This window comes from Methylomicrobium lacus LW14 (assembly GCF_000527095.1).
GTDB classification, from domain to species: Bacteria; Pseudomonadota; Gammaproteobacteria; order Methylococcales; family Methylomonadaceae; genus Methylomicrobium; species Methylomicrobium lacus.
Genome location: NZ_AZUN01000001.1, coordinates 473712 through 500069, shown reverse-complemented (window position 1 = coordinate 500069; position 26358 = coordinate 473712). Strand labels below are relative to the sequence as shown.

General features: G+C 55.4%; 25 protein-coding genes. 12 read left to right on the top strand and 13 right to left on the bottom strand.

What is annotated here, in order from left to right:
- The first annotated feature begins 257 nt into the window (after positions 1 to 257).
- Both METLA_RS0102215 and METLA_RS0102210 read left to right on the top strand, forming a co-directional pair.
- Positions 258 to 1241, top strand: a complete 984-nt coding sequence (locus METLA_RS0102215; RefSeq protein ID WP_024297002.1) for a hypothetical protein — start codon at positions 258 to 260, stop codon at positions 1239 to 1241.
- Positions 1242 to 1422: 181 nt separating this feature from the next.
- Positions 1423 to 1623, top strand: coding sequence for a hypothetical protein (locus METLA_RS0102210; RefSeq protein WP_024297001.1), 201 nt, complete (start codon positions 1423 to 1425; stop codon positions 1621 to 1623).
- 553 nt (positions 1624 to 2176) lie between these two features.
- Here the strand turns inward: METLA_RS0102210 and METLA_RS0102200 are convergent.
- Positions 2177 to 3163, bottom strand: coding sequence for an IS110 family RNA-guided transposase (locus METLA_RS0102200; RefSeq protein ID WP_024296689.1), 987 nt, complete (start codon positions 3161 to 3163; stop codon positions 2177 to 2179).
- A 406-nt stretch (positions 3164 to 3569) separates the two neighbouring features.
- Here METLA_RS0102200 and METLA_RS0102195 point away from each other — a divergent pair, with 406 nt between their 5' ends.
- The 3 genes from METLA_RS0102195 (at position 3570) to METLA_RS0102180 (ending at position 5567) form a co-directional block, all read left to right on the top strand.
- Positions 3570 to 4214 (top strand): DUF6928 family protein, encoded by a 645-nt coding sequence (locus tag METLA_RS0102195; protein ID WP_024297000.1) that lies wholly within the window; start codon positions 3570 to 3572, stop codon positions 4212 to 4214.
- A gap of 83 nt (positions 4215 to 4297) precedes the next feature.
- Positions 4298 to 4690, top strand: coding sequence for a hypothetical protein (locus METLA_RS23100; protein ID WP_024296999.1), 393 nt, complete (start codon positions 4298 to 4300; stop codon positions 4688 to 4690).
- Positions 4691 to 5204: 514 nt separating this feature from the next.
- Entirely contained in the window at positions 5205 to 5567 is a 363-nt protein-coding gene (locus tag METLA_RS0102180; RefSeq protein ID WP_024296997.1) for a hypothetical protein, read from the top strand.
- A gap of 429 nt (positions 5568 to 5996) precedes the next feature.
- Here METLA_RS0102180 and METLA_RS22375 read toward each other — a convergent pair whose 3' ends face one another.
- The gene (locus tag METLA_RS22375; protein WP_024296996.1) at positions 5997 to 6299 is read right to left on the bottom strand and encodes a hypothetical protein; all 303 of its coding nucleotides are present in this window, start codon (positions 6297 to 6299) and stop codon (positions 5997 to 5999) included.
- A gap of 100 nt (positions 6300 to 6399) precedes the next feature.
- Complete coding sequence (locus tag METLA_RS0102170; protein ID WP_024296995.1) at positions 6400 to 6897, bottom strand: transcriptional repressor; 498 nt, start codon at positions 6895 to 6897, stop codon at positions 6400 to 6402.
- 91 nt (positions 6898 to 6988) lie between these two features.
- On the opposite strand from METLA_RS0102170, the gene hemF reads away from it, so the two are divergent.
- Both hemF and METLA_RS0102160 read left to right on the top strand, forming a co-directional pair.
- Positions 6989 to 7903, top strand: coding sequence for an oxygen-dependent coproporphyrinogen oxidase (gene hemF / locus METLA_RS0102165; RefSeq protein WP_024296994.1), 915 nt, complete (start codon positions 6989 to 6991; stop codon positions 7901 to 7903).
- A 163-nt stretch (positions 7904 to 8066) separates the two neighbouring features.
- Complete coding sequence (locus tag METLA_RS0102160; RefSeq protein WP_024296993.1) at positions 8067 to 9119, top strand: GGDEF domain-containing protein; 1053 nt, start codon at positions 8067 to 8069, stop codon at positions 9117 to 9119.
- A gap of 31 nt (positions 9120 to 9150) precedes the next feature.
- Here the strand turns inward: METLA_RS0102160 and METLA_RS0102155 are convergent, their stop codons facing one another.
- Positions 9151 to 9486, bottom strand: a complete 336-nt coding sequence (locus METLA_RS0102155; RefSeq protein WP_024296992.1) for an ASCH domain-containing protein — start codon at positions 9484 to 9486, stop codon at positions 9151 to 9153.
- Positions 9487 to 9599: 113 nt separating this feature from the next.
- Here METLA_RS0102155 and putA point away from each other — a divergent pair, with 113 nt between their 5' ends.
- Positions 9600 to 12680, top strand: coding sequence for a bifunctional proline dehydrogenase/L-glutamate gamma-semialdehyde dehydrogenase PutA (gene putA / locus METLA_RS0102150; RefSeq protein ID WP_024296991.1), 3081 nt, complete (start codon positions 9600 to 9602; stop codon positions 12678 to 12680).
- Here the strand turns inward: putA and METLA_RS0102145 are convergent.
- Positions 12677 to 13846, bottom strand: coding sequence for a PilT/PilU family type 4a pilus ATPase (locus tag METLA_RS0102145; protein WP_024296990.1), 1170 nt, complete (start codon positions 13844 to 13846; stop codon positions 12677 to 12679). The genes putA and METLA_RS0102145 overlap by 4 nt on opposite strands.
- A gap of 119 nt (positions 13847 to 13965) precedes the next feature.
- On the opposite strand from METLA_RS0102145, the gene METLA_RS0102140 reads away from it, so the two are divergent.
- Genes METLA_RS0102140 through METLA_RS0102125 form a run of 4 tightly spaced genes read left to right on the top strand, consistent with a single transcriptional unit; the run spans position 13966 to position 17475 of the window.
- A complete protein-coding gene (locus METLA_RS0102140; RefSeq protein WP_024296989.1) occupies positions 13966 to 15006 on the top strand; it encodes a tRNA (5-methylaminomethyl-2-thiouridylate)-methyltransferase in 1041 nt (346 codons plus the stop codon).
- On the top strand, positions 15003 to 15230 hold the full coding sequence (locus tag METLA_RS0102135; protein WP_024296988.1) for a sulfurtransferase TusA family protein: 228 nt from the start codon (positions 15003 to 15005) through the stop codon (positions 15228 to 15230). The genes METLA_RS0102140 and METLA_RS0102135 overlap by 4 nt, the downstream gene beginning before the upstream one ends.
- Before the next feature lie 58 nt (positions 15231 to 15288).
- Positions 15289 to 16503, top strand: a complete 1215-nt coding sequence (gene argJ / locus METLA_RS0102130; RefSeq protein ID WP_024296987.1) for a bifunctional glutamate N-acetyltransferase/amino-acid acetyltransferase ArgJ — start codon at positions 15289 to 15291, stop codon at positions 16501 to 16503.
- An 18-nt stretch (positions 16504 to 16521) separates the two neighbouring features.
- Positions 16522 to 17475, top strand: a complete 954-nt coding sequence (locus tag METLA_RS0102125) for a Nudix family hydrolase (protein ID WP_024296986.1) — start codon at positions 16522 to 16524, stop codon at positions 17473 to 17475.
- 11 nt (positions 17476 to 17486) lie between these two features.
- On the opposite strand, the gene yacG is transcribed toward METLA_RS0102125, so the two are convergent.
- From yacG to METLA_RS0102085, 8 genes are all read right to left on the bottom strand, one after another.
- Positions 17487 to 17669 (bottom strand): DNA gyrase inhibitor YacG, encoded by a 183-nt coding sequence (gene yacG / locus METLA_RS0102120; RefSeq protein WP_024296985.1) that lies wholly within the window; start codon positions 17667 to 17669, stop codon positions 17487 to 17489.
- 8 nt (positions 17670 to 17677) lie between these two features.
- Positions 17678 to 18448, bottom strand: coding sequence for a cell division protein ZapD (gene zapD / locus METLA_RS0102115; RefSeq protein ID WP_024296984.1), 771 nt, complete (start codon positions 18446 to 18448; stop codon positions 17678 to 17680).
- Positions 18426 to 19058 carry a dephospho-CoA kinase gene (gene coaE / locus METLA_RS0102110; RefSeq protein ID WP_024296983.1) on the bottom strand — a complete coding sequence of 211 codons (633 nt, stop codon included), beginning with the start codon at positions 19056 to 19058 and terminating at the stop codon, positions 18426 to 18428. Before coaE ends, zapD begins: the two co-directional genes overlap by 23 nt.
- 12 nt (positions 19059 to 19070) lie before the next feature.
- Entirely contained in the window at positions 19071 to 19961 is an 891-nt protein-coding gene (locus tag METLA_RS0102105; protein WP_024296982.1) for a prepilin peptidase, read from the bottom strand.
- Positions 19962 to 20025: 64 nt separating this feature from the next.
- Positions 20026 to 21246, bottom strand: a complete 1221-nt coding sequence (locus tag METLA_RS0102100; RefSeq protein WP_024296981.1) for a type II secretion system F family protein — start codon at positions 21244 to 21246, stop codon at positions 20026 to 20028.
- 6 nt (positions 21247 to 21252) lie between these two features.
- Complete coding sequence (gene pilB / locus METLA_RS0102095; RefSeq protein WP_024296980.1) at positions 21253 to 22965, bottom strand: type IV-A pilus assembly ATPase PilB; 1713 nt, start codon at positions 22963 to 22965, stop codon at positions 21253 to 21255.
- A 110-nt stretch (positions 22966 to 23075) separates the two neighbouring features.
- A complete protein-coding gene (locus METLA_RS0102090; protein ID WP_024296979.1) occupies positions 23076 to 25871 on the bottom strand; it encodes a valine--tRNA ligase in 2796 nt (931 codons plus the stop codon).
- A gap of 51 nt (positions 25872 to 25922) precedes the next feature.
- Positions 25923 to 26351 (bottom strand): DNA polymerase III subunit chi, encoded by a 429-nt coding sequence (locus METLA_RS0102085; RefSeq protein ID WP_024296978.1) that lies wholly within the window; start codon positions 26349 to 26351, stop codon positions 25923 to 25925.
- Positions 26352 to 26358: the final 7 nt, after the last annotated feature.

Sequence of the window (26358 nt, the reverse complement as noted above, 5' to 3'; positions counted from 1 at the left end):
CAACTTGGGCGGCTTACAAAAAAAATTTGCTGACGGGAATTGCATTTTATTTAGGATGTGATAATTTCGCGCGCATCAATGAAAATAAATCAGTTTTATGATTTTACAACTATTTAGACAGCCTTATGACGCAATTTTTTGCGCCTGTTAGGATGTCTAATTATAGTTAGCGGCCCCTCAAAGTTTCAGGTTTGTAGAGCAAGACGAAGCTCGGGCGACATCCACTACGAGCAAGTAAGTAAAATAATAGGTGATCCATGGAAGAACAAGAAACTCCTCAAGAGTTCCATAGCGGGCAGCAGATAACGCTGCAAATGAGTCTTACTCGTGAACAATATTCCGCCTTGGCAGAGTGGTCCGCTAGTATTCCTACTCTATATTTCTTAGATATTTGCGTCGTAGGCGCAACAAAGCTTACTGATGCGACTCTCGAAACGAATCCTCGGAAGTCAAGGTTAGTTGCCCATCTTCGTGAGTTGGATAAACCTCGAAATTGTTTCTCATACCTTTGTGCATTGTTGGAAAAGGTCAGTGATTCGCGTGGAAAAATCACTGACGCTGAATTGGAAGAGCAGATAATTTGTGATCTTTCTGCACTAAGAGCTTTTTTCAAAAATGCCAGTGTGTATGAACCCGATGAATTTATCATCACTTTCCTTCGGGATTTAAGGGGAGTTGCCATTGAAGTCAAGCGACCCGATTATTTGGCGCTTCTTGAAACCGCAAATAACCGATTTGCACTTAAAGATTCGATATCACCGAAACTCAGATTTGAGAAGACAAGGCAAATAGTAAAGGAGGCTGATGCTTTGGAGATAAGCAGACAGCATCCAATAGTAACGATAACGTTAGCCTGCCTCTATGGAAATTCTGCCGCTAAAAATCTGATGAAATTTAAAGCCGATCCCGATAAATTCGAGGCAGAAAACGCCTTGGCTGACATCATGGCGATCTCAAGATTCTCCCAAATTAAGCTGCAAATTGAGTACCTTGGCCGCAAAGGGGGGAGGTTCTTACGCTCGGACTTTATTACTGACGATGATGGGCTTAGTGAATTAATTAAATGTTATAAACCTAATTTCGTTAAGCATGAAAATACGTCCGATGGCCGCGAAACACGGTTCTCATTTGATGTAGACCTCAAGCGGATTCTGACGGAGATCAAAGCGGATGAGTATGAACAAGTTCTTGACCTATTGAATCAAGAGCCTGGTGCGAGCTCCAGCGAATCCGGCCGCTAACAAGGTGCTGCACCGGACGGCAATTCCACTGCGTTCCATTGCCGCCGGTGAGCTACAACGTTAGGCCTCACCACCCATGCCTGTGTAGGTCTTCCTTCACCAAGGGGAAAGACTTCCTGGGGCTTCAGATTTTGTCGACACCGCGACGTTGTCCTCGGTCTCAGCCCACTCAACAGTAGCCATGAACGAACAATCACTTGAAGGAATGACGGTAAACGAACGACTCTTTCACCTAAACCTGTTCGAGTCTTTCGACGCGGCCGCGAAGTCCAGGGACTTCGAAGCAATGGTTCAGGTACTTCTTCAAGCACGACTCTCTGAGCAGCAGGCGAATGAGACGGCTGGCGCCATACTGGCCAACCCAGTTCGTTATGGCTTCTGAGTGCGCCGGCCTGGCCCTCACCGAGAACTTCAAGTTCCCTTCGCACACATCAGAGCAAAGCACGCCACAAGTTGCCCGTCATGGAACTTGCACATTCGTTCCGTGTGCAGCCAGTGAGGCCTAACCCTTCGCTCGAGCGGACCCTCTCCGGCATGCCACCCCGGCCGCCCAGGGCCGTTTACCATGTTGCACTGGGCGGCCGGGGCGTCATGCCTCCGCTGTCCGCTCATTTTAAACGTTAGACGGCGACAAAATCAAAAGGCTTGGGTCGCTCCTTCCGGGCACGGAAAGGCCGTTCCGTTTTCCACGGCGACTCTTATCCGTTCGGCCTGATCCGTTTGCGTCACGCTCGCTCGGCAAGGCTTTGGCGGTGTCCGAGACACCCCAAAGGTTTTTAGGGCCTTGGCTTTAACGCGGCGCGACGCAAGCCGGGGAGTCCTGCCGGACGGCAAGGACTTTCTGCTGGCGCAGGCCCTCGTTTTTTTCCTTGGCTTCGCCCAGGGTCTGTTTTACAATCGGTCTAACCCGGCGGTCAAAGATACCGTCTTAAAAGTCAAGCTTTAACGCCATAGTCAGATCGGTAAGGCTCTCTGGTCTTAAGAACGCCAAAGCACAAATGCACCAGTTTTCGCATTACCGCACATAGAGCGGACATTTTCGATTTACCCCGTTCCTGTAGCCGTTGATAAAGTGCTTTAAGGTGGAGGTTATAACGGGTTGCTACGATAGCTGCCATATAAAGGATAGCCCGCATCTGTGCAGGGCCCGCTTTAGACAAGCGAGGTCGACCTAAAACAGATGAGCCAGATTGCCTCTCCACCGGCACTAGCCCGAGATAAGCTGCCAATTGCTCAGCCGATTGGAAGTGGTGGGTATGAATAATGGACAGCAAGTGATTACTGACTTGCGGCCCGACTGCTGGAATGCTGAGCAACAGATCACGGTCGGCTTTTAAGTTGGGATGCCTGTCAATGTGGTTGTCTATGTCTTGTTGGAGCTTGCTGAGTTGTTGCTCCAGAAAGGCAACAGAATCGACAATGGACTGATGGACGCGGGATGGCGTATCGATAACATCGGCTTTTTCCAACCGGTTGCGCTCGCGTTGCAGGTCTTGGGCAATCGCTTCACGGCGGGACAATAAGACTTGTAAGGTTCGAGCCTCTCTGGACGGCGGGGTCCAAATCTTGGGCTTGAGCAAGGCGCCGTAGCGGGCTAAGATCAAACTATCGATGCCATCGGTTTTAGTGCGAACACCGAGACTACGGCCAAAGTCTTTGACTTGAGCCGGATTGACAATCGAGACGGTGACTCCGGCATCGGCTAAAGCCAGCGCCGCCTGTTCGTGATAGACTCCCGTGCCTTCCAGGATAGCGTGAAGTTCTTGAGTCATGGCGTGCTGTTTCGCACACCAGGACAGGAGTTCGCCGACGCCGGCTTTAGAATTGGCAACCGATTTGGCCCGGCGTTTACTGCTAGAGACATCCACTAACAGGCTGCAATCCAGCTTGGCTTTGGAAACATCAATGCCTATGAAAAACATAAAGTTACTCCGAATGGCTAAAGTAAACCAACTGAGCTCACTTGCCTTGTGCATTCAGGGTCGAGGCCCTTGGCTACCGTTCAGTGTTCAGATTGGCATCAGCAGCGAGACAGAAGGTTTTCTCTTTGACACAAGGTTAACCCTAGGGACGCGCACAAACTCATTCTGCCTCAGGTTATGGTAGCTAATCATAACCGCTGTTAAGATACAAGGGACGCGCACAAACTCATTCTGCCTCAGGTTATGGTAGCTAATCATAACCGCTGTTAAGATACAAGGGACGCGCCGCCCGTTGGCGGTTTTGAAGGTTTGTTTTTTAATCAAGGTCGGCGGCTTCGCTGAAGGTTTGCCCCCAGCGCGCGCCTTACCTTTGCGTTGGGCCTCTTTATTCCTCAGGAGCTGATCTATGGGTGCAAAAACTTGGATGCTCGTGCTTGCCGACTCTAATGCCCGTGACGCGTTCACGGCGAACCCGTCGTTGGACAGAGAGGCAACCCAGAAGCTGGCCGAAACACTCTTCCCGGGCGAGAGGCTTGAGCCAATTGGGGACGGTGATCTTTCCTATACATGTCCTCCAGACGATGAGGTACATATAGGCTGTTTTCCTGGGGTATCGGTAGTCGCTGCCAAAGAATTTGGCATCGACTACCCATCAAAGTTACACCAGCGGTTCATCGCCGCTGGCGGCAACGGAACGGTCACGCTTCACGCCATGCACAGCGTAGTTGATTGGTTTGCATATGCGACGTGGGCAAATGGAAAACTAGTACGTTCCCTGAGCCTGTCTCCGGATAACGGCATCATGGAAGACATCGGACAACACCTTCCTTTTGAAGAACCGTACTGGTCTGGAGCGCATCCCGCAGTTGATGACGAAGAAGAGGATGCCTACCCTTTCCCGTTTCATCCACTGGAACTTGGGGAGGCGACTTTGAAGGATCAGTTCGGCTACCAGCTTGAGGGCCATATAGATGCCTCACTGCTTGAACCTGAGTCGATTCCGTTGGTTCGCTACAAACGTTCCCGTTCTCCGTGGTGGAAGTTCTGGTGACGAGGCCCAACCCATCATTCCACCGGACCTTGCGCATAAAGCCGCGCAAGGCCGTTGAATTCAAACGTTATGTGTGGTAAAGAATGAGTAAACGCAAGGACAGGCTTCAAGGAGATATAGGGGCCTTTCTTAAGCAATATCAACGAAAATCATACCCAACTCATGATCCCAACGACCGTCATTACAGTAGAGACGTCGAAAAAAAGATTAAATCAATGCGCCCAGAAGAGTTTGGAGAGCTTATGAGCGGTGAAGGCGAAGATATACTGCTCGAAGAGGAAGAAAGTTGGTTTTCCGGAAACAATCCTCCTGGTGTGCTTTTTTCGCTGAATGAAGCTGTCGAGATCAATGAAGTTGGGCGTGGCGCAGTGGTCTCTTTGCTGCGGATTCGGCCAGTACCGAAATATTTGGTGGAGCTGGGCGATGGCAAAGAAATTGAGGTGTTTCAAGATGCCATTTCAAGAATCAGCACATAACAAGTCGCTCGTGTGGGATGCATCGCCGCGATACGGCTCGCGCCCCACAGCTTGTCGTTGGGCGGCGCTTCCCGAAAAATGATCGACCTCGACGACCTTGCCTACTTTTTTGAGTGTTCCCCCGTGGTCACGCCGAGTGACGTCCCATGGGAGTATGCAGGCGTAAGCCTCCGTTTCGAGTCAGGCGAAGACAATCTAAGCTGTCGTATGGCCCCAGGTGAGGGTGAGCTTTCATTGGTCTGGCATCAGGGGAGCCAAAAGCGACTTGAGCTCTCCTTGAATGGCTACTTCGACGTCAAACTTGAGTCGCAGTCCGGGCGTGAGCGGTTGGTGGCAATCCCCAATCAAGAAAACCTTGCCCTTTTTGTGCTTCAACTACGGCCGCATGTCTTCGTCGCACTCGGAGCTGTCCGGCAATGGTAGCTTTTCGATACTCAGCGCCCAACCCGGCGGTCGAGAGAGACGCCTGCCAGCAAGCCGGCAGCCGCCCCTCACCTCTACGTTGGGCGGCAACATGATTGACAAAACCTACGCTCGCCTCGCCAACACGAATGCACTGTCCGAGGTGAGGTTCGTCCATGACTACGTGCAGTTCATTTTCGAGCCACATACGCTTTCCCTCTATGCACCACTTCGGGTTCTGGCTGAGGGGCGCTCTCTTGGGCCCAACGATGTTGGGTACTACGACAGGATTTGTTCACTTGTCGGTCAGCACTTAATCGCTGTTGCTCGCCAGGAAAACGAACAGTTGGAGTTCGCGTTTTCCAACGGAGCAAAAGTGGTGCTTTCGCTTCGCGGCGAGGACGCTGTTGGTCCCGAAGTGGCTGAACTCTCTACGCCTGGCAGAGAGATCATGGTCGAGGGCTATGGCCGCTAGCCGCCCAACCATCATTCGAGCGGACCTACGCGAAAAGCCGCGCAGGCCGCTCAGTTCACACATTAGGCACTCCGCGTGATCGAATCCGAATTCATCGCCAGCATTGACTGTGCTTTTCCCTATCTTGCTCCGGTGAAATGGCGTCGCACCGTTGCGGCCGCATTAAACCTATCGCCGAACTCTGTATTTATGGTTGTCCACGAGCTTTGCCGCCCGCCAAAGTCTTACGGCGTCAGGCTGCACAACGCCTGGCAATTTGGCAGTTGCTACACTTCGGAGGGCGTTAAAGCATACGGGAGCCATGATGTTCGAACGAAAGCATGACAAACTCGCCTCGAGGGTGGTTTTTCTCAGGAGGGTGGACGCGTCCGTGTTAATGGCCGCCGGCTTGATTTCGGCGACCTTGTGCATCGGTATTTTGGGGTATCGTTACATCGCGGGGTTTGTCTGGGTCGATTCGCTGTTGGAGGCGTCCATGATCCTGGGCGGCATGGGGCCCGTCAATCCGTTGACGGCGGTGCCGGCGAAAATTTTCGCGGCGGGATACGCGCTGTTCAGCGGCTTGTTATTTATCGCGGGATTCTGCTTGCGCCCGCAATCCATCGCATGCTGCATAAATTCCATGTCGACGAGGATGATTTGCGAAGTTGATGCCGGGGCGGCGCGGCGAACACTGCCGCGGGCGTTGCCCTGATGGAAAAGCTGACCGGCCTTAAAGCGATGAATCTTCATTTCCAGGTGTCTGGGGGAAATGGTTTAGGCAGTAGCCCAGATGAAACGAACAGGACTTACGAACAAACAGCGAATAGTTACCAAAATTCAATATCGAAACTTATCCTCCGGCATTCGGGGCCTTCGAACATTTGGCGCAAATGCCATGAATCTCAATCGCCTTGCTGTGCGCAGTAAAATCCGCTCGTTTGATTTCGGACGAAAGCGCTCTCATCACTTCAGGCGCCGGGCGTTCCTCGACTTCGAGGCATTGCTTGCAGATCAGCAATAACTGCTCGTGCTGCTGCCCGGAACAGTTGCAGCCGATGAAGGCATTCAGGCTTTCGATCCGGTGAATCAGGCCCTGGTCGATCAAAAAATCGAGCGCCCGGTAAATCGTGGCCGGCTTCGCTTCCTGTTTCAAGGGCTTGAGGCGGTCCAGCAAGTCATAGGCCTTGACCGCTTGGTGGCTTTCCCAGATCAGTTTCAATACTTGCAGACGGATCGGCGTCAATTGCACGCCGCGCACGACGCAGAGTTGTTCGGCGGTGTCCAGGGCGGCGCTGACGCATTTGGCATGGTCATGTTTTGCCGGGACAGAGTCGGATGACGAAGTCATGAGAGGACGAATAAACTAACAAGCATGTGATAATATAACATAAATTGCCTTTTAATCGATCAGCCCCCGAATTACCGCACCCGACCCAGACATGAACACACACAACATTGAAGCCGTAAAAGACTATTTGTTAAGCCTGCAAAATCAAATCTGCGCCGCACTTGAGAAAGAAGAGGACGGCGCGCGTTTCATCGAGGATCCGTGGCAGCGGGCCGAAGGCGGCGGAGGCCGAACCCGCGTGCTGGCGAATGGTTCGGTATTCGAGCAGGCCGGCGTCAATTTTTCGCATGTGTCGGGCTTCAAGCTGCCGCCCTCCGCAACAGCGAAACGTCCGGAGCTGGCCGACCGTCAATTTCAGGCGATGGGCGTCTCGCTGGTGATTCATCCCTTGAATCCCTATGTGCCGACCTCGCATGCGAATGTGCGCTTTTTGATTGCCGAGAAGCCCGGCGAAGCGGATGTCTGGTGGTTTGGCGGCGGCTTCGATCTGACGCCTTTCTATCCGTTCAGGGAGGACGTGCTGCATTGGCACCGGACCGCGAAGACAGCTTGCGAACCTTTCGGCGAAACGGTCTATTCCACTTATAAGAAATGGTGCGACGACTATTTCTTCCTGAAACACCGGAACGAGACGCGCGGCGTCGGCGGACTGTTTTTCGATGATTTAAACGAATGGGGTTTCGATAAAACCTTTGCATTCATGCAAAGCGTCGGCAACCATTATATACCGGCCTATCTGCCGATCGTGCAGAAGCGCAAAAACACGCCGTATGGAGAGCGGGAGCGCGAGTTTCAACTGTACCGGCGCGGACGCTATGTCGAATTCAATCTGGTCTACGACCGGGGCACGCTGTTCGGTCTGCAATCGGGCGGGCGCACCGAATCGATCCTGATGTCGATGCCGCCGGCCGCGCACTGGCGCTACAACTGGCAACCCGAAGCGGGCAGCCCCGAAGCCGAGCTTTATACGCACTATTTAAAACCGCAAAACTGGCTGGAAAGTTAATCCCTCCGCCCCTATTTTTTGAACTTCAGGCTTGCACAAGGCGTTAAGGCGACATAAGATAAGCCCTCGCGTTAACCCCCATCGGTTCAGTGGGAATTGCAGGATGAGTCTTTCGCCTATTCTGATGGGCAATTCTGAATAGGAATCAAAAAACAGGAGCGGCATGAACAGGATGATAAGAAACGGTAGTGAAGAACGACAGAACTACCGTATTTTTATGGTAATCAATTCGGTCGGCTATATCGGCATCGTGGTTCATCTGGCCCTGATACCGCTGCTTTATTGGCTGGGATTCCCCGGCTTGTCCTTGCTGAATATTTTCAGTTCGATCCTGTGGATCAGCGCGTGGGCCTCGAATCAGCAAGGCCAGCACCATTCGGCCATCGTGCTGATGACGGTCGAGGTATTTTTGCATACCTTGTTGGTCGTTCCGACGCTCGGATGGCAGGCCGGTTTTCAATATTATCTTTTTGCCGCGGTTCCTTTCACGCTGTTCAACAATAAGTTCGATGGCAAGGCGATCATTTTTGTTTCGCTCGCGCTGGGCGCGGAGTTTTTGTGGCTCAGCCTCTATACCCATGATCAACCGCTCAACCCGGCGCTTTCGGATCAGCAGGCCAGACTGCTCGAGCGTAGCAATATCGTCATTGCATTTGCCGCGCAGTGCATCATCAGCTACTACTTCCGCCTGGCGTCGATCTTCCTGGAACAGGAGCTTGAAAATCAGGCCCATACCGATTCTTTGACCGGCCTGTACAATCGGCGCCGAATGACCGATTTTTTGACCCAGCAAGGCAAACTGGCGGCACGCGAACACACCACATTATCGGTCGCTTTCGTCGATATCGACCATTTCAAAAAGATCAACGACAATTACGGACATGAATCCGGCGATCAGATTCTGAAAGCGGTCGCGTATTTCATCAAGCGGCAACTCCGGAAAGACGACACGCTGGCGCGCTGGGGCGGCGAGGAGTTTCTGCTGCTGTTGCCGCATACCGACATCGGCGGCGCGCGGGTGCTGGCCGAAAAAATCCGCGATACGGTGGCGGGGCATACGTTTCAGATCGAGGGCAGCGAATATGCGGTGACGTTGACGATCGGTCTGTGCGAACATCGAACCGAACACCCGATAGAGGAAAGCGTCAAATTGGCGGATATTGCGCTCTATCGGGGTAAGCAGGCCGGGCGTAATCGGGTAATGTGTTATTCCTGAGCGTCCGGCGGATCAATCCTGCGCGCGGGGACTAGGCCTCGACCAGCGCGGCAAAGCTGTGCACCCAAACCAGGCTGTCCGGGTTCCATTCCATGCCGGGATGCATTCTGATGATCAAGCCTTTATAAGTTTCCAGATCCGGAAAACCTTCCGCCTGCGCATCCTTGTCGGTCAAATCGCCTAAACGCTGGCGGTCCAAACCGGTGATCACAAACTCCTGGCCGTCCAGGATAAAGTTTTCGCCCGGCCAGCCGTACACGCCGTCTCGGCGCTGTTGGGTTTTGACGCCCGTTTTGGCCGCCTCAATGAGTCTCGGTTGAGTCAACAGACGATCGATCGAACACGTTTTATCAGGATACTTTTCCATGCGTTTTACTCTAATGCTGTGAAGTTAGGGAAATCGTGTACATGATAGTCTAAATCATAAATTTTTCATCCCGTTATTGTTTTCGGAAACCATTTTCTGCCCGGGAGAACGCCATGAACGCCGATCTGTTACCCGCGTTACGCGCCGCGATCAATGACGCCTATCTGGCCGATGAAGATCGGATTTCCGCCGGGCTGGCTCAGGGTTTACGATCTTATGACGCCTCCGCCGCCGCGAAGCTGGCCCGCAAGCTGGTTGCGGCGGTCAGAGCCGAAAGCACTCGGCAAGCGCTGATCGATACGCTGCTGCATGAATACCCGTTGCATACCCGTGAAGGCATCGTGCTGATGGAGATGGCCGAAGCCTTGCTGCGGATCCCCGATGCCGCCACCCAGGATGCTTTTTTGCAGGACAAACTGAGCTCGCTCGATTGGGGGCAGCATCAAGCCTTGCATGATACGCCGTGGGTCAGACTGCTGACCGGCGCTTTGTCGGTGACCGGCCAAATTGAAAACCTGGGAGACGGAGGCGGCGCGTGGCTCACAACGCTCAGCGCGCCGTTGATCCGCGCCACCGCCAAACAGGGCATGCAGTGGCTGGCGCAGCATTTCGTTTTCGCCGAAACGATCGCGGCTACGGCCAAAAAACCTGTCACAGAAACCGGAGCGCTCTATTCGTTCGACATGCTCGGCGAGGCTGCCTTGACCGCCGAGGATGCCGAGCGCTATTTCGAGGCCTACCGGCAGGCGATAGCACAGCTGGCAGAAGTTGCCGAACATGCCGACCCCTTCATGAATCCGGGCATTTCGATCAAACTGTCCGCGCTCTGCCCGCGTTACGAACCGCTGCAAAGACAACGCGCGGTCGGCGCGCTGAGCCTCAAGCTGCTCGACTTGGCGGGTCAGGCGCGGCAAGCCAACCTCAGCCTGACCGTCGATGCGGAAGAATCGGAGCGGCTGGACATGTCGCTGGATATTTTTGCGGCGGTGTTCGGCCATCCGGACCTTGAAGGCTGGCCGGGCTTCGGCCTGGCCGTGCAGGCTTATCAAAAGCGTGCGCTGCCGGTGATCCGCTGGCTGGCCGCGCTGGCTCAATCGCATCGGCGCCGGATTCCGGTCCGTCTGGTCAAGGGCGCGTACTGGGACGGTGAGATCAAACGCGCCCAGGAATCGGGACTGGCGGCTTATCCGGTCTTTACCCGCAAGACCGCGACCGATGTGTCGTATCTGGCCTGCGCGGAAACGCTGCTAGCCCATCCCGAAGCCTTCTATCCGCAATTCGCGACGCATAATGCGCAGTCGGTCGCGGCGATCCTGACGCTGGCGAAAGCGCAGACAGGCTTCGAATTTCAACGGCTGTACGGGATGGGAGAACCGCTTTATCGACAATTGGCTCGGCATCACGCCCTGCCCTGCCGAATCTATGCTCCGGTCGGCAATTTTGAGGATTTGTTGCCGTATCTGGTTCGGCGCTTACTCGAGAACGGCGCGAATACCTCGTTTTTGAACCGGGTTGAAAATCCGCATTACAGCGTGGACGAGATCGTAGCAGACCCTGTCGCAAGATTGCAGGAGCCGCCTATCCGGATCGCGCAGCCTGCCGATCTTTTCGGACAGGAGCGCGTGAATTCGGCCGGAATCAACCTGAGTGACACCAAAGTTCTTATCCAATTACAGGCCGATCTCGACGCGCTGGCCGAACGCGATTGGGAGGCCTGTCCCCTGATCGACGGCCAGCCTTATCCCGGCCACCCCCAGCCGGTATTCGATCCCTGCGATCAGCGCCGGCAAATCGGCCAGGTGATCCATGCAGACCCGGATGCCATCGGCAAAGCCGCCGCCGGCGCGTTGAAGGCTTTCACTGACTGGCAGCGCAATCCGGCACACGCGCGCAGCGCCTATCTGAAAAAAGCGGCCGATCTGTTCGAAGCGCACCGGCTTGAACTGGTCTCGCTGTGCGTGCGCGAAGGCGGCCGCACGATCAAGGATGCACTCGCCGAAGTACGCGAAGCGGTCGATTTTTGCCGCTATTACGCGGCCGAAGCCGAAAAGCTGTTCACTCAGCCGGTCCGGCTGCCGGGGCCTACCGGGGAAGAAAATACTCTGAGTCGAACGGGGCGCGGCGCGATCGTCTGCATCAGCCCCTGGAATTTTCCGATCGCGATTTTTGTCGGGCAAATCGCTGCGGCGCTGGCGGCCGGCAATACCGTGATCGCAAAACCCGCAACCCAGACCGCGCTGACCGCGATGCGCTGCATTCAGCTGCTGCATCGGGCCGGCATTCCGGGCGAGGTCCTGCAATTTCTGCCGGCCGAAGGCGACTTGATCGGCAAGCATTTGTTGACCTTTCCGGGCCTCGGCGGCGTCGTCTTTACCGGCTCCACCGCGACCGCGCGCCGGATCAACCTGACCCTGGCCGAACGGCAGACGGCCATCGTGCCGTTGATCGCCGAGACCGGCGGCCAGAACGCGATGATCGCGGACAGTTCGGCGCATGTCGAACAACTGGTCCAGGATGCGCTGACTTCGGCCTTTAACAGCGCGGGCCAGCGCTGCTCGGCGCTGCGGGTCATGTATGTTCAGGAAGACATCGCGGACCGAGTGATCAAGCTTTTGATCGGCGCGATGCAGGAGCTGACCCTCGGCGATCCCGGCCAACCGGCGACCGACATCGGGCCGGTCATCAATGCCCGGGCCGCCGCTCAACTGGCGGAGCATCTTAGCAGGATGCGGAAGGAAGCAAAGGTTCTGTACCAGGTCCCTTTAGCTGCCGATTTGCGCGCCGGCAGTTTCTTTCCGCCCAGCCTGATCGAAATCGGCGGCATCGAGCAACTCGAACAGGAGGTGTTCGGCCCGGTTCTGCATATCGTCCGTTACCGCGCGGACCGATTGACCCAGGTGATCGAGAGCATCAATGCCACAGGCTACGGCCTGACGCTGGGAATTCATAGCCGGATCGAGAGCCATATTCAAACCCTTGTCGAACGGGCCCGGGTCGGCAACATCTATGTCAACCGCAACATGATCGGCGCGGTGGTCGGCGTGCAGCCGTTCGGCGGCATGGGGTTGTCGGGCACCGGCCCGAAAGCCGGCGGCCCCGATTATCTGCGCCGGCTGTCTTCGGAACAGACGGTCACCATCAACAGCGCGGCGATCGGGGGCAATGCGGCCCTGTTATCCGAAGCGCTGTTTTAGGTTTCTTCTTCCTCTGCTTCTGTTTGGATCGCCTGCAATGACAGGGAACCGAGCCCGCTGCCTTGCGAATCCTTGGAATCCGCCATTTTGGCCGTAGCGGACCCGACACCTTCGCTCAAATTGATCTTCAGCTTCAGATTGTTCGGCGAATCGGAATTTTGCAACGCCTCTTCGAGCGAAATCACGCCCGACTTGTAAAGCCGCAGCAAATGGCTGTCGAAGGTCTGCATGCCGATATTCTCGGACTTTTCCATCGCTTCCTTGATGCTGTGCACATCGCCTTTTTGAATCAAATCGCGAACCAGTTGCGTGCCCAGCAAAACCTCGATCGCGGCCGTGCGTTTGCCGTCGACGGTCGGCACCAGGCGCTGCGAGACGAAGGCCTTCAAGTTCAATGACAGATCGAGCAATAATTGATTATGGCGTTCTTCCGGGAAGAAGTTGATGATCCGGTCCAGCGCCTGATTCGCATTGTTCGCGTGCAAGGTGGACAAACAGAGATGGCCGGTTTCGGCGAAAGCCAAGGCATGCTCCATCGTTTCCTGGCTGCGGATTTCGCCGATCAGGATCACATCCGGCGCCTGCCGCAGGGTATTCTTCAGCGCATCCTCATAGCTCAGCGTATCGACGCCGACTTCGCGCTGGTTGACCAGCGATTTTTTATGCGGATGGATGTATTCGATCGGGTCTTCGATCGTAATGATATGGCCCGACGCATGAGTATTGCGATAGTCGATCAAGGCGGCCAGCGAAGTCGATTTACCGGAGCCTGTGCCGCCGACGAACAGGATCAGGCCGCGTTTTTCCATGATCGTTTTTTTCAAGACCTCCGGCAGGCCGAGCTTGTCCGCATTCGGAATATCCACCTTGATATTGCGGATCACCAGCGCGAAGCTGTTGCGCTGCTTGAAGATATTAACCCGAAAACGGCCGATGCCGGGCTCCGAAAGCGCCAGATTCAGTTCGGGCACCTGCTCGAAGGCCTTTTGCTGATCGGCGTCCATCAGGCTATAGGCAATCTCCTTAATGCGCTCCCTGGTCAGTTTACTGTTTTCCAACGGTTTCAGGGTGCCCTGAAATTTGGCCGCGGGCGGCGCATCGACCGTCAGATAGAGATCGGAGCCGTCGTGTTGCACCAGGATTTTTAAATAATCTTTGAATTCCATAGTCGTGTAATCCGCTAACGATGAGAGTTGACCTGGATTCAGTTTAGGAGAAGTCGTAGAGAAGTGAAGCCATCTGCAAAAATTACCGGTTATAATAGGCGCTTTTTGATTAAAACCAGATGAGCATACAACGCAAAGCCGTCGCGCTGATTTCCGGCGGCCTGGATTCGATGCTGGCCGCGAAAACGATCATGGACCAGGGCGTCCATGTCGAAGGCATCAATTTCTTCACCGGCTTTTGCGTGGAAGGCCATACGCATGCGATCCGGGAAAAGGATCGCGCCAAACCGAAGCGCAATAATTCGCTCTGGGTCGCCGAGCAGCTCGGCATCAAGCTGCACATCGTCGATGTGATCGAAGAATACAAGAACGTGCTGATCAATCCGAAGCACGGCTACGGCGCGAATTTGAACCCCTGCCTGGACTGCAAGATTTTCATGGTCAACAAGGCCAAGCAATGGATTGCCGAAAACGGTTTCGACTTCATCATCACCGGCGAGGTGATCGGCCAGCGGCCGATGTCGCAGCGCAAGGACACGATGCCGGTCGTGGCCCGGGAATCGGGCGCCGACGACTTGTTGCTGCGGCCCTTGTGCGCGAAGAATCTGGCGCCGACATTGCCCGAGCGCGAAGGCTGGGTCGATCGCGCCAAACTGCACGATTTCAGCGGCCGTTCGCGGAAGCCCCAGATAGAAATGGCCGAGCGCCACGGTTTTCACGATTATTCGCAGCCGGCCGGCGGCTGCTGCTTTTTGACCGACAAGAAATATTCGGCGAAGCTGGTCGATTTGTGGCAGTCGCACGGCCACAAGGATTACGAACTCGACGACGTGATGCTGCTGAAGGTCGGCCGTCACATCCGCCCTGCCCGCCATTTCAAACTGATCGTCGCGCGCGAGGAAGGCGAAGGCCGCTTTTTGCAGGGCTATCAAAAAGAGTTCATCAGCCTGTTGGCATCGAGCCATAGCGGCCCGCTGGTGTTGATCGACGGCACGCCCTCCGCGGAAGATTTGTATCTGGCTGCCGGCATCACCGCCCGCTACGGCCAGGGCCGCGATGCCGAACAGGTCGATGTCACTGTCACGGATAAGGACGGCTCGGAGCGGACGATCCAGGTCAAGCCGCTGGCGAAAGACATGCCGCAGGAATGGTTTATATGATCCGGGAAACCCTGAACGCGCGGCGGCTTTTGTGTCCGCTGCCGGTAATCCGCACCCAAGACAAGATCAAACAGATGCAGCCCGGCGACCAGCTGGAAGTGATCTGCACCGATCCCGGCGTGATGCAGGACATTCCTGCCTGGAGCCGGATTCATGGCCACACGGTGCTCGAAACGCGCAGCGGCGATCATGAATATGTGATTGTCCTGGAAGTCGGCGGGTAAGCCGGATAGCAAGCATCCCTACATTATTTTTTTTCATTCAATTTACGAGGAACACACGATGGCGGTAGGTCGCTGCGATTTTCCGATCATGCCGGAGATTCCCGGCATTCGTTTGGGCACCGTTTGCGCGGGCATCAAGCAGACGGTCAGGGACGATCTGTTGGTGTTTGAAATGGCCGAACAAGGTAGCTGCGCCGCGGTCTTTACGCAGAATGCCTTCTGCGCCGCGCCGGTGCAGGTCGCCCGGGACCATTTGGCATCCAAGCCGCGCTGGCTGCTGATCAATTCCGGCAACGCGAACGCGGGCACCGGCAGGCAAGGGCTGCAAGATGCGCTGACCTCCTGCGAACTCCTGGCGCAGCTTACCGGCGGCTCCGCCGGACAGGTGTTGCCGTTTTCGACCGGCGTCATCGGCCAGCCGCTGCCAATCGATAAGATCGGCTCTGCCTTGCCCGATGCGGTGCGCAATCTCAATCCTGCAAGCTGGGACAAGGCCGCCAAGGCGATCATGACGACCGATACGTTTCCGAAGGGCGTCAGTCAAACCCTGGAGATCGACGGCCGGACGATCACTTTCAACGGCATCGCCAAGGGTGCCGGCATGATCCAGCCGAACATGGCGACGATGCTGTCGTTCATCGGCACCGACGCGAAAATCAGCAGCGCCTTGTTGCAGCAATGCCTGAAGCGCGCCGCCGAACTGTCCTTCAACCGGATCACGGTCGACGGCGACACCTCGACCAATGACGCGCTGGTCGTGATGGCCAGCGGGCTTTCCGCCGCTCCGGAAATTTTGCCGGATAGCGAACATTACACTCGCTTCGCCGATGCCTTGCTGGATGTGTGCAAGCGCCTGGCCGAAGCGATCGTCCGGGACGGCGAAGGCGCGACCAAACTGATGCGCATCGTGGTCGAGGAAGCGCAAAGCGATGAAGAAGCGGTCCGCGTCGCGAAAACGATCGCGCATTCGCCCCTGGTCAAGACCGCATTTTTCGCGAGCGACCCGAACTGGGGACGCATTCTGGCTGCGGTCGGACGCGCCGGCGTCGATAACATGGTGCTGGAAAGCATTCGGATCTTTCTGGACGACGTCTGCATCGTCCGTGAAGGCGGACGCGCCGACGACTACACCGAGGAAGCGGGACAACAGGTGATGGACCGCGAAGAAATCCGCGTGACGGTCCAACTGGGCCGGGGCGATGCCCGTCAGGAAGTGTTGACCTGCGATTTCTCGTATGACTATGTCAGGATCAATGCGGAATATCGCACCTGATCGGTATTCGGAAATCCGATGAGCCATAGGCAAAAAACCGCAACGAAGTCGCTGCAAGTCGCGGCCGGGGTGATCAAAGGCACGGACGGCAGAATATTGATCGCCAAGCGCGACGCGTCCCTGCATCAGGGCGGCTTGTGGGAGTTTCCGGGCGGCAAGATCGAAGCCGGCGAAACACCGGAGCAGGCCTTGTTCAGAGAACTCAAGGAAGAGCTGGATATCGACGTAAAGACGGCCGCCCCACTGATCACGGTTCATCACCGTTATCCCGATCGGGCCGTCACCTTGCGGGTATTCGTAGTCGATCGCTTTTCCGGCACTGCAACAGGCTGCCTGGGCCAGCCGATTCGCTGGGTGGCGCCGAACGAACTGGCTCAATTCGCCTTCCCGGCCGCCAACCGGCCGATCGTGACCGCCGCGCTACTCCCGCCTTATTATGCGATCCTCGACGATCAGGTCAGCGGCGACCTGATGCAGGATTTGCATCAATTCCTCGCGAACGGCATCAGGCTGATTCAGGCGCGCTTGAAAACCTCATCACGCGCCCGTATCGGAAATTTTTTGGCGGAAGCCTATCCGCTTTGCCGCGCACACGATGCCGGATTGCTGATCAATTCCTCTGTGGATTTCGGCAATGCAACCGCCGATGGCCTGCACTTGACCGCCAACGACTTGCTCGCTTTACAGGAACGGCCGGAGGCTTATCGATGGCTCGGCGCTTCGTGCCACACGCTGGCGGAGCTCGAGCATGCCGAGAAGATCGGCGCTGATTTTGCGGTTTTGGCGCCGGTGTTGCCGACCCAAAGCCATCCCGAAACCGCCGCCCTGGGTTGGGACAGATTTTCCGCGCTGATCGAGCAGATCAACATTCCGGTGTATGCATTGGGCGGCTTGGCAAAAGAGGATCTGAACGCCGCCCGCGCCGCCGGCGCGCAGGGCATTGCCGGCATCCGGGCGTTCCTCGGCGAGTAAAGCGGGCCTGATCAGTGAAAGGGCTGGCTTTCTTCCGTTTCGTCCCCGTCATCCAGTTCCTCGGAAATCCGGTGTTCTTCGGCCGCCCAGGCACCGAGGTCGATCATTTTGCAGCGTTCGGAACAGAACGGCCTGTAGGGATAGTCCGCCGTCCATTCCACCGAACGTCCGCACACAGGGCACTTAACTGTCATCGCGGTCATCAAAACTGGCAACAGGATAGGGTGAAAGGCACGTCGTCGCTGCTTTGCAGCGGACGTTTTTCGTCATTCGACGGCACCATGAAGCGTATGGTGCAACGATGCTTGCCGCCGCTGATTTCGGCAAAATAACGCAGTGATTTATCCAGACTGACTTTCACCAGTTGATAGGGCTGGCTGTGATCCAGGGAAATTTGAAAAAATCCAGCCTTGGCGAGTTCTTGTGTATCACGACGGCTGTTGCGGATCAGATTCAGGATCAGTTCGATCGCATTTCTAATGTCGTTGAAAGGCGTACCCCATTGTTGCAGATCCTTCAAGCGAATCGCTTCTTCCTGCTCCAGCCAGTAATGAAACTCGGGCAAGTCGAAAGAACAGGTGCCGCCCGGAATCGAGCTGCGTTGGGCGATGCTTTGAAACAGATCGCTCTCCATCACATGGATGCCGATTTTACCGCTCGATGCATAGAGATTCTTGCTGGTTCGGCTTACGTCATTCAGCAACCGACTCAATTTTTCCGAATCCACGCCCTGGCTCTGGGAAAGTTTACTCAGGACTTTGCCGTGGCGGTCGAGTTCTTTAAGCAACTCCGATTTCAAATCGTTGCGGCTGAAGATAGCCATGATGTCGAGCAGCACATTCAGTGCGGCGCGCTTGTCCCAAACGGAGGTTCCGTTTAAGAAATGATTGAATTGTTTAAAGAGTTGTTCGAGCCTAATGAAAACCCGGATGCGTTCGTTGAGAGGAAATTCATAAGTGATGGTGTTGGTCACAGGTAAGTCTAGTCTGACAGGCGCTTATAGAAAGGTATAAATTGTGCAGTTTTTTGACTTGTTCTGCAAGTGTATTGTCAGTCTGTGAGTTGTCCAGCAGGTCGTCCGCATGCGCCAGGCGATAGTCTCGATGAACCTGGCTATCGATGATAGCCCGGATGGTTTCAATGGCAAGCCGGTCTCTTTGGCTGACGCGCTCTATTTGCAGTTCGACCGGACAGTCCACGACCAGGATACGATCGACGATCGCCTCCATCTTCGTTTCGAATAACAACGGAATGCTCAGAATGCAATAAGGCGCCGCCAATTGCGCGCTTTTTGCGTTTAATGCGGCCCAAATCAGAGGATGCAGCATCGCTTCGAGTTTTCGTTTCTGCTCGGCATCGGCAAAAATGATCCGTTTGAGTTGCAGGCGGTTCAACGAGCCGTCTGCATTCAAGATTTGTTCGCCGAATGCTTCACGAATTCGATCCAACGCGGGCTGTCCCTTCTCGGTCAGTTCACGCGCAACCTGATCGGCATCCAGGATCGGAACGCCGAATTCGGCAAACAGATTGGAAACCGTCGTTTTACCGCAGCCGATGCCGCCGGTCAGGCCCACTCTTAGCATGACTGAAAGCGATCAAAGACCGACTGAGTCGAGATAGAGACGATTGATCGCATCCCCCCAGATCAGCGCAATCCAGCCGGCAACGGCCAGATAGGGACCGAAAGGGATCGGCGCGGCATGGTCGCGTTTGGCGAATAGGATTGAAGCGATGCCAAACACCGCGCCGGTCAGTGCGGAAAGCAGAATGATCAGCGGCAGGCTCTGCCATCCGAGCCAGGCGCCGAACAGCGCCAGCAATTTGAAGTCGCCAAATCCCATGCCTTCCTTGCCTGTAGCCAGCTTGAACAGATGATAGACGATCCAGAGCGAGCCATAGCCGGCAGCCGCGCCGATGATGCTGGCATGCGCATCGGTATAGAACCCGAACAAACTGAGTAACAGCCCAAGCCAAAGCACCGGCAGATTGATCGAATCGGGCAACAGATGATGATCGACATCAATAAAGCTCAACGCAACTAAAGACCAGGTCAATAACAGCGCAAACACGGCTTGCAGGGTATAGCCGAAATGCCAGGCAACCACGGCGGACAGCACCGCGGTCAACAATTCGATCGCAGGATAGCGAAAGGATATGCCGGCGCCGCAATGCGCGCATTTGCCTCGCAAAAACAAATAACTCAATACCGGAATATTGTGATAAGGCTTGATCGGCGTTTTGCAGGACGAGCAGCGCGATAATGGCAGGGCCAGATTAAAGGGCTCTTCCTCGGTGATCTGGACATTGCCGGCGCCTTGCGGAACCGGCACGGCCTCCGGCGCCAGTTCCAGAAACTCGATGCATTCCTTGCGCCAGCCCCGGTACATCATGATCGGCAGGCGGTAGATCACCACATTCAAAAAACTGCCGACCATCAGGCCAATGATAAAAACGAGGTAAGGTAAAAAATCGCTCAGTTCTGCCATGTAATCTGCCCATATTTCCGTGTCATTGCGTGTCCCGATCAACCCGTTGCAGCGCGGTTGAATCTTAACCCACAGCCGCCCCCAATTTGAAGATAGGCAGATACATCGCGATCAAAAGACTTCCGACCAAAACGCCGAGAATGGCCATGATCAAAGGCTCCATCAGGCTGCTTAAATTGTCGATCAAATTGTCGACTTCTTCTTCATAAAAATCCGCGACCTTGGCGAGCATCGCATCCATCGAACCGGATTCTTCACCGATCGCGACCATCTGCTGCACCATGTGCGGAAACAAACTGGTTTGCTGCATCGCAAACTGCAAGCGCTGACCCGTCGAGACTTCCTCGCGCATCTTCAGGACCGCTTCGGCATAGACTATATTACCACAAGCGCCGGCGACCGACTCCAAAGCCTCGACGAGCGGCACGCCGGCCGCCGACATCGTCGACAAGGTTCTGGCGAAGCGCGCGATCGATGATTTATTCAGAATCATCCCGACCACCGGCACCTTCAGCAAGGTTCTGTCCAGATAATGGTTAAACGCATAAGAGCGTTTTTTGAAGTAAAAAAAGGTATACGCGGCGCCGCCGATCGATCCGAAGAGTATCCACCACCAACTTCTGAGCCACTTCGACATATCGATGAACATTTGCGTGAATGCCGGTAAATCCGCTCCGAAACTCTTGAACAAATCCTCGAACACCGGCACCACGAACATCAGCAGGACAGTTGTAACGATCACCGCGACGATGATCACCGCGGTCGGATAGGTCAACGCTTTCTTGATCTTTTTCTTGATCGATTCGGTTTTTTCCTTATAAGTCGCGATTTTATCGAGTAAGGCCTCCAAAACCCCGGCCTGCTCGCCCGCCTCGACCAAATTGCAGAACAATTCGTCGAAATACAGCGACTTTTCGCGCAAGGCTTGCGCCAGCGTATTACCGCCTTCGATGCTGCCCTTGATCGACAACAGCATCTCCTGCATACTTAGATTATCGTGGCCCTTGCCGATGATATCGAAAGACTGAACCAGAGGAACGCCGGCTCCGAGCATTGTCGCGAGTTGCCGCGCAAACACCGCAATATCGGCCGGGGTAATTTTTTGGACTTTCTTGAATAAGGGCTTCGGTTTTTTCTTGATTTTCTGGACGCGAAAGCCTTGCCTTTTTAGATCGGCCTTGGCGATCGTCTCGCTCAGCGCCGAGATCGGGCGATTTTTGATTTTATTGCCCGCCTTGTCGACGCCGTTCCAGATAAAATCGATTTGTTCAACTTTTTGTGCCATCTTCGCTTATTCCTTGGTAACCCGATCAATTTCTTCAATGCTGGTGACGCCCTGACGGACTTTGTTCAGGCCGGAAGCCCTGAGATCGTTAATGCCCTCCTCCTTCGCCTGCTCGGCCAGCTGCATCGCGTTACCGCCCTCCAGGATCAACCTGCGCATGCTTTCGCTGAGCGTCATCACCTGATAGATGCCGACCCGGCCCTTATAACCGTTAGTACAATGCTCGCAGCCCACGGCTTTATACATTTGCAACGTTTTCAATTCTTCTTTCTTGAAGCCGGTCGCAATCAACACATTTTCGGGATAATCGGCGAGCTCCTTGCAATGCACGCATAAACGGCGCGCCAGCCGCTGCGCCATGATCAGATTGATCGACGACACGATATTGAACGCGGGAATCCCCATCTGCATCAGCCGGTTCAAGGTCTGCGGCGCATCGTTCGTATGCAGGGTCGACAGCACCAAGTGACCGGTTTGCGCCGCTTTGATCGCTATCTCTGCGGTTTCGAGGTCGCGAATTTCGCCGACCATGATCACATCGGGATCTTGCCGCAAAAAGGCGCGCAAAGCGCTGGCGAAGGTCAGGCCTGCCTTCACGTTCATGTTGACCTGATTGATGCCTTCGACGGTGATTTCGACCGGATCTTCCGCGGTCGATATATTGCGCTCGATCGTATTCAGGATATTCAGTCCGGTATATAACGATACCGTTTTACCGCTGCCGGTGGGGCCCGTGACCAGCACCAGCCCATAAGGGCGATTGATCGCTTCCAGAAAAAGCTTTTGCTGGTCGGGTTCAAAACCGAGCTTTTCGATGCCCAATTGCGCACTGGTCGGATCCAGGAGACGCATGACGACTTTTTCGCCGAACAGGGTCGGACAGGTATTGACCCGGAAGTCGAGGTTGCGATTCTTGGAGACGATCAATTTGATCCGCCCGTCCTGAGGCACCCGGCGCTCGGCGATATCGAGCCTGGACATGACCTTGATGCGGGAAATGATCTTGGTCGCGACCGAGGATGGGGGGCTGGCGACCTCGTGCAGCATGCCGTCGGTGCGGAAACGGATACGGAAGTTTTTTTCGTAGGGCTCGAAGTGAATATCGGAGGCGCCTTTTTTGACCGAGTCGAGCAGGATTTTATTCACGAAGCGTACAATCGGCGCATCATCGATATCCGAATTCGCCTCGTTTTTGGCGGCCTCGTCTTCGCCGCTGGAAACCGCCAGATTATCGAGATCTTCGTCGAGCAAGGCGGCCATCGAGGTGTCGGGGGCCTCCAGAGCGATCTCAATCGCCTTGCTCAGCTTATCCTCTTCGACCACGATGCATTCGGGATGCAACCGAGTTTGAAACTTGATTTCGTCGAGCGGCTGATGGTTCATCGGGTCGGATACCGCGATGAAAATGGTTTTGCCGCGCGCGAACAGAGGCAGGACTTGATGCTTGCGGATCAATTTTTCATTGATCAATTTGACCGGCAGCGTCTTTAAATCGATCGCATCCAGATCGAAAAAAGGCACGCCAAATTCGGCGTAAACGGCAGACGCGATCGCTCTGCCGCTGACCAATTTATTGGCGACCAGATAACTGACCAGGGAAATGTGTTTCTTTGCCGCCTCCTGCACATGGGTTCGCGCCTCGCCTTCCGAAAGCAAACCTTTTTGTATCAGGCACTTGGTAATACCGTTAAAGTAAAACTCGGTCGTCGGTGTAGCCATCGCTAGTCAGATCGTCAATAGGGAATTTGATACCAAATATAGATGATCGGCCGGCAACTACAAGGCAGGCGCGAAAAAGAAAGCGATTCTATCTCACAAAACGGCTCCTCTTACAGACTCTGAATCTTCCGGCGCTGCTGTTCGAGATTATCCAAAGACGAGCGCAGTTCCGCCAGTTTTTGCTCTTCTTTCTTCAGCACCTCGGCCGGCGCCTTATTCACAAAGTCCGGATTACCCAGCTTGCCTTCGACGCGCGGCAGATCCTTCTGAATTTTTTGAATTTCCTTGTCCAGGCGCGCGAGCTCTGCGTCTTTATCGATCAGACCCGCCATCGGGATCAGTATTTTCAATGCGCCGACCAAGGCAATCGCCGATTCCGGCGCGGCATCCGCATCGGCCAGCCAGGTCGCCGATTCGAGACGCCCGAGCTTATGCAGATAGATGCTGCTGTTCGCAAAAAATGCCCGGTCCTGCTCGCTGCCGTTTTGCAGTAATATCGATAACGGCTTACCCGGCGCGATGTTCATCTCGCCGCGAATCCGGCGCACGCCGAGGATGAAACTCATCATCCAGTCGACTTCGGCGACCGCCGCGCTGTCGGCCAGGGCGGGGTCCACGGCCGGATACGGCTGCCGCATGATCGTTTCGCCCTGAATGCCGGCCAGCGGAGCGGCCCGCTGCCAGATTTCCTCGGTGATAAACGGAATGATCGGATGCGCGAGCCGCAGCGCGGTTTCGAGCACCGTGACCAAGGTTTGACGCGTACCGCGCTGCAAGGCCGGATCGTCCGCTTGCAGCGAAATCTTCGCCAGTTCCAGATACCAGTCGCAGAATTCATTCCAGATGAATTCGTAGATTGCCTGCGCGGCCAGGTCGAATCGGTAGTTGTCGATCGCCTGACGGGTCGATTCGGTGACCTGATTCAATCGGGCGAGAATCCAGCGGTCGACCTGCGTCAACCGGCAAGCTTCGCCCGAAAGACCATTATCCTGGTTTTCAGTATTCATCAGCACGAAACGCGCCGCATTCCAGAGCTTGTTGCAGAAGTTCCGGTAGCCTTCGGTACGCGCCAGATCGAAACGAATGTCGCGTCCGGTCGAGGCCAGCGATGCAAAGGTGAAGCGCAACGCATCGGTGCCGAAAGACGCAATGCCGTCCGGAAACTGCTTGCGCGTCGCCTGCTCGATTTTTTTCGCCAGATGCGGCTGCATCATGCCCGAAATCCGTTTCGCGACCAGGCTCTCGAGGTCGATGCCGTCGATGATGTCGATCGGATCGAGCACGTTGCCTTTCGATTTGGACATTTTCTGCCCTTCCGCATCGCGCACCAGGCCGTGGATGTAAACTTCCTTGAACGGCACCTGGCCTTGGAATTTCAGTCCCATCATGATCATCCGCGCGACCCAGAAGAAAATGATGTCGAAGCCGGTGACCAGCACGCTGGTCGGATAATGCCGCGCTAGTTCCGGGGTTTGCTCCGGCCAGCCCAGGGTCGAAAACGGCCACAACGCCGACGAGAACCAGGTATCCAGCACGTCTTCGTCCTGGTGCAGCGGATAATCCGCCGGCAGATGATGCTGTTCGCGGACCGCCTGTTCGGAACGGCCGACATAGGTATTGCCGGCGTCGTCATACCAGGCCGGAATCCGGTGTCCCCACCAGATTTGCCGGGAGATGCACCAGTCCTGGATGTTGCGCATCCATTCGAAATAGGTATTTTTCCAGTTGTCGGGCACGAACTTGATGTCGCCGTTCTCGACCGCTTCGATCGCGGGCCCTGCGAGCGGCGCCACCCGAACATACCACTGGTCGGTCAGGAACGGTTCGATCACCGCGCCGGTGCGGTCGCCGCGCGGCACCATCAGCTTGTGGTCGGCGATCTTTTCGAGCAAGCCTTGCGCTTCGAGATCGGCGACGATCTGCTTGCGCGCCTCGAAGCGGTCCAGGCCGCGGTATTTTTCCGGAATCAGCTCGTCATCCGTGACGCTCGCATCGCGGCTAAAGATGTTGATCAAACCGCCATTCGGCAGGTTCTGGATCACCGTGTTCGCCCGGTGCCGGTTCCAGACTTCGTAGTCGTTAAAATCGTGCGCCGGCGTGATCTTCACGCAGCCGGTGCCGAATTCCGGATCGACATAATCGTCCGCAATCACCGGAATCTTGCGCCCGGTCAGCGGCAGTTCCAAAAATTCGCCGAGCAGATGTTTGTAACGCTCGTCGCCGGAATGAATCGCGACCGCCGCGTCGCCGAGCAGTGTCTCCGGCCGCGTGGTCGCGACGATCAGATGCCCCTGCCCGTTCGACAACGGATAGCGGATATGCCACATCGAACCGTTTTCTTCTTCCGAAAGCACTTCGAGGTCCGAAACCGCGGTATGCAGCACCGGGTCCCAATTGACCAGGCGCTTGCCGCGGTAAATCAGGCCTTCCTCGTAGAGGCGGATGAACACTTCCTGCACCGCATCGGACATGCCCTGGTCCATCGTAAACCGTTCCCGGCTCCAATCGACCGACGAGCCCATCCGGCGCAATTGCCGGGTGATCATGCCGCCGGATTCTTCCTTCCATTGCCAGATGCGCTCGACGAATTTCTCGCGTCCGTAATCGTGGCGAGTCTTGCCCTCGGCGTTGCACAAACGTTCGACGACCATCTGCGTCGCGATACCGGCATGGTCGGTGCCGACCTGCCATAAGGTGCTGTTCCCCTGCATCCGGTGGTAGCGAATCAAGGCATCCATGATCGTGTCCTGAAACGCATGCCCCATGTGCAGGCTGCCGGTCACATTCGGCGGCGGAATCATGATGCAGTAGGACTCGCCTTCGGGCTCGGCCGCGAAATAGCCGTTTTCTTCCCAGGTGTTATACCAGCGTTGTTCGATTGCGTGAGGGGCGTATGTTTTATCCATTAACGATTTATTGTTTTAAGAAGCAAAAATGGGATGGGTTGCCTGGCGGCGTCACACCTTGTGGGTGACGACCGCAATGCCGGACTGTTGATAGCGACGATAACGCATTCGGCCTTCCGCCTTGATCTCCGGATTGTCGTCGAGAATTTCCAGGATGCGTTCGGCCTGATCGATCTGTTGCGGGCCTTGACCGGACAGGTTCACGATCACCTTTTGCCAGCGCGCCGGCGGCTCCAGAGAACCGATCAAAATCACGTTGTCGACGGCAGGCAATTCCCCTTCGTAGCGTTGATGGGGAATGAAACTGCCCGCCCGAAAAGTCCACAGCAAATCGTCGAGCCGCTCAGCCTGGGCATCGTTAGCGGTCAGCACATAGCAGTAACTGCCGCTCCGGTAAGCCTTTTCGATCAGTCTGCAGACGAACAGCAAGCGCTGCGACTCGGCATCGGAAGCCAGAACATAGAACGTAACGTCGGGCATCGATCCT

Excerpts from the sequence above, each read along its gene's own strand:
- METLA_RS0102215 (WP_024297002.1), top strand. The coding sequence starts at position 258 with ATGGAAGAACAAGAAACTCCTCAAGAGTTCCATAGCGGGCAGCAGATA.
- METLA_RS0102210 (WP_024297001.1), top strand. The coding sequence starts at position 1,423 with ATGAACGAACAATCACTTGAAGGAATGACGGTAAACGAACGACTCTTT.
- putA (WP_024296991.1), top strand. The coding sequence starts at position 9,600 with ATGAACGCCGATCTGTTACCCGCGTTACGCGCCGCGATCAATGACGCC.
- METLA_RS0102125 (WP_024296986.1), top strand. The coding sequence starts at position 16,522 with ATGAGCCATAGGCAAAAAACCGCAACGAAGTCGCTGCAAGTCGCGGCC.
- METLA_RS0102200 (WP_024296689.1), bottom strand. The coding sequence starts at position 3,163 with ATGTTTTTCATAGGCATTGATGTTTCCAAAGCCAAGCTGGATTGCAGC.
- METLA_RS0102180 (WP_024296997.1), top strand. The coding sequence starts at position 5,205 with ATGATTGACAAAACCTACGCTCGCCTCGCCAACACGAATGCACTGTCC.
- coaE (WP_024296983.1), bottom strand. The coding sequence starts at position 19,058 with ATGCTAAGAGTGGGCCTGACCGGCGGCATCGGCTGCGGTAAAACGACG.
- METLA_RS0102135 (WP_024296988.1), top strand. The coding sequence starts at position 15,003 with ATGATCCGGGAAACCCTGAACGCGCGGCGGCTTTTGTGTCCGCTGCCG.
- METLA_RS22375 (WP_024296996.1), bottom strand. The coding sequence starts at position 6,299 with ATGAAGATTCATCGCTTTAAGGCCGGTCAGCTTTTCCATCAGGGCAAC.
- METLA_RS0102155 (WP_024296992.1), bottom strand. The coding sequence starts at position 9,486 with ATGGAAAAGTATCCTGATAAAACGTGTTCGATCGATCGTCTGTTGACT.
- pilB (WP_024296980.1), bottom strand. The coding sequence starts at position 22,965 with ATGGCTACACCGACGACCGAGTTTTACTTTAACGGTATTACCAAGTGC.
- METLA_RS0102145 (WP_024296990.1), bottom strand. The coding sequence starts at position 13,846 with ATGGAATTCAAAGATTATTTAAAAATCCTGGTGCAACACGACGGCTCC.
- argJ (WP_024296987.1), top strand. The coding sequence starts at position 15,289 with ATGGCGGTAGGTCGCTGCGATTTTCCGATCATGCCGGAGATTCCCGGC.
- hemF (WP_024296994.1), top strand. The coding sequence starts at position 6,989 with ATGAACACACACAACATTGAAGCCGTAAAAGACTATTTGTTAAGCCTG.
- METLA_RS0102140 (WP_024296989.1), top strand. The coding sequence starts at position 13,966 with ATGAGCATACAACGCAAAGCCGTCGCGCTGATTTCCGGCGGCCTGGAT.
- METLA_RS0102085 (WP_024296978.1), bottom strand. The coding sequence starts at position 26,351 with ATGCCCGACGTTACGTTCTATGTTCTGGCTTCCGATGCCGAGTCGCAG.
- METLA_RS23100 (WP_024296999.1), top strand. The coding sequence starts at position 4,298 with ATGAGTAAACGCAAGGACAGGCTTCAAGGAGATATAGGGGCCTTTCTT.
- METLA_RS0102090 (WP_024296979.1), bottom strand. The coding sequence starts at position 25,871 with ATGGATAAAACATACGCCCCTCACGCAATCGAACAACGCTGGTATAAC.
- METLA_RS0102160 (WP_024296993.1), top strand. The coding sequence starts at position 8,067 with ATGAACAGGATGATAAGAAACGGTAGTGAAGAACGACAGAACTACCGT.
- METLA_RS0102105 (WP_024296982.1), bottom strand. The coding sequence starts at position 19,961 with ATGGCAGAACTGAGCGATTTTTTACCTTACCTCGTTTTTATCATTGGC.
- METLA_RS0102170 (WP_024296995.1), bottom strand. The coding sequence starts at position 6,897 with ATGACTTCGTCATCCGACTCTGTCCCGGCAAAACATGACCATGCCAAA.
- METLA_RS0102195 (WP_024297000.1), top strand. The coding sequence starts at position 3,570 with ATGGGTGCAAAAACTTGGATGCTCGTGCTTGCCGACTCTAATGCCCGT.
- METLA_RS0102100 (WP_024296981.1), bottom strand. The coding sequence starts at position 21,246 with ATGGCACAAAAAGTTGAACAAATCGATTTTATCTGGAACGGCGTCGAC.
- yacG (WP_024296985.1), bottom strand. The coding sequence starts at position 17,669 with ATGACAGTTAAGTGCCCTGTGTGCGGACGTTCGGTGGAATGGACGGCG.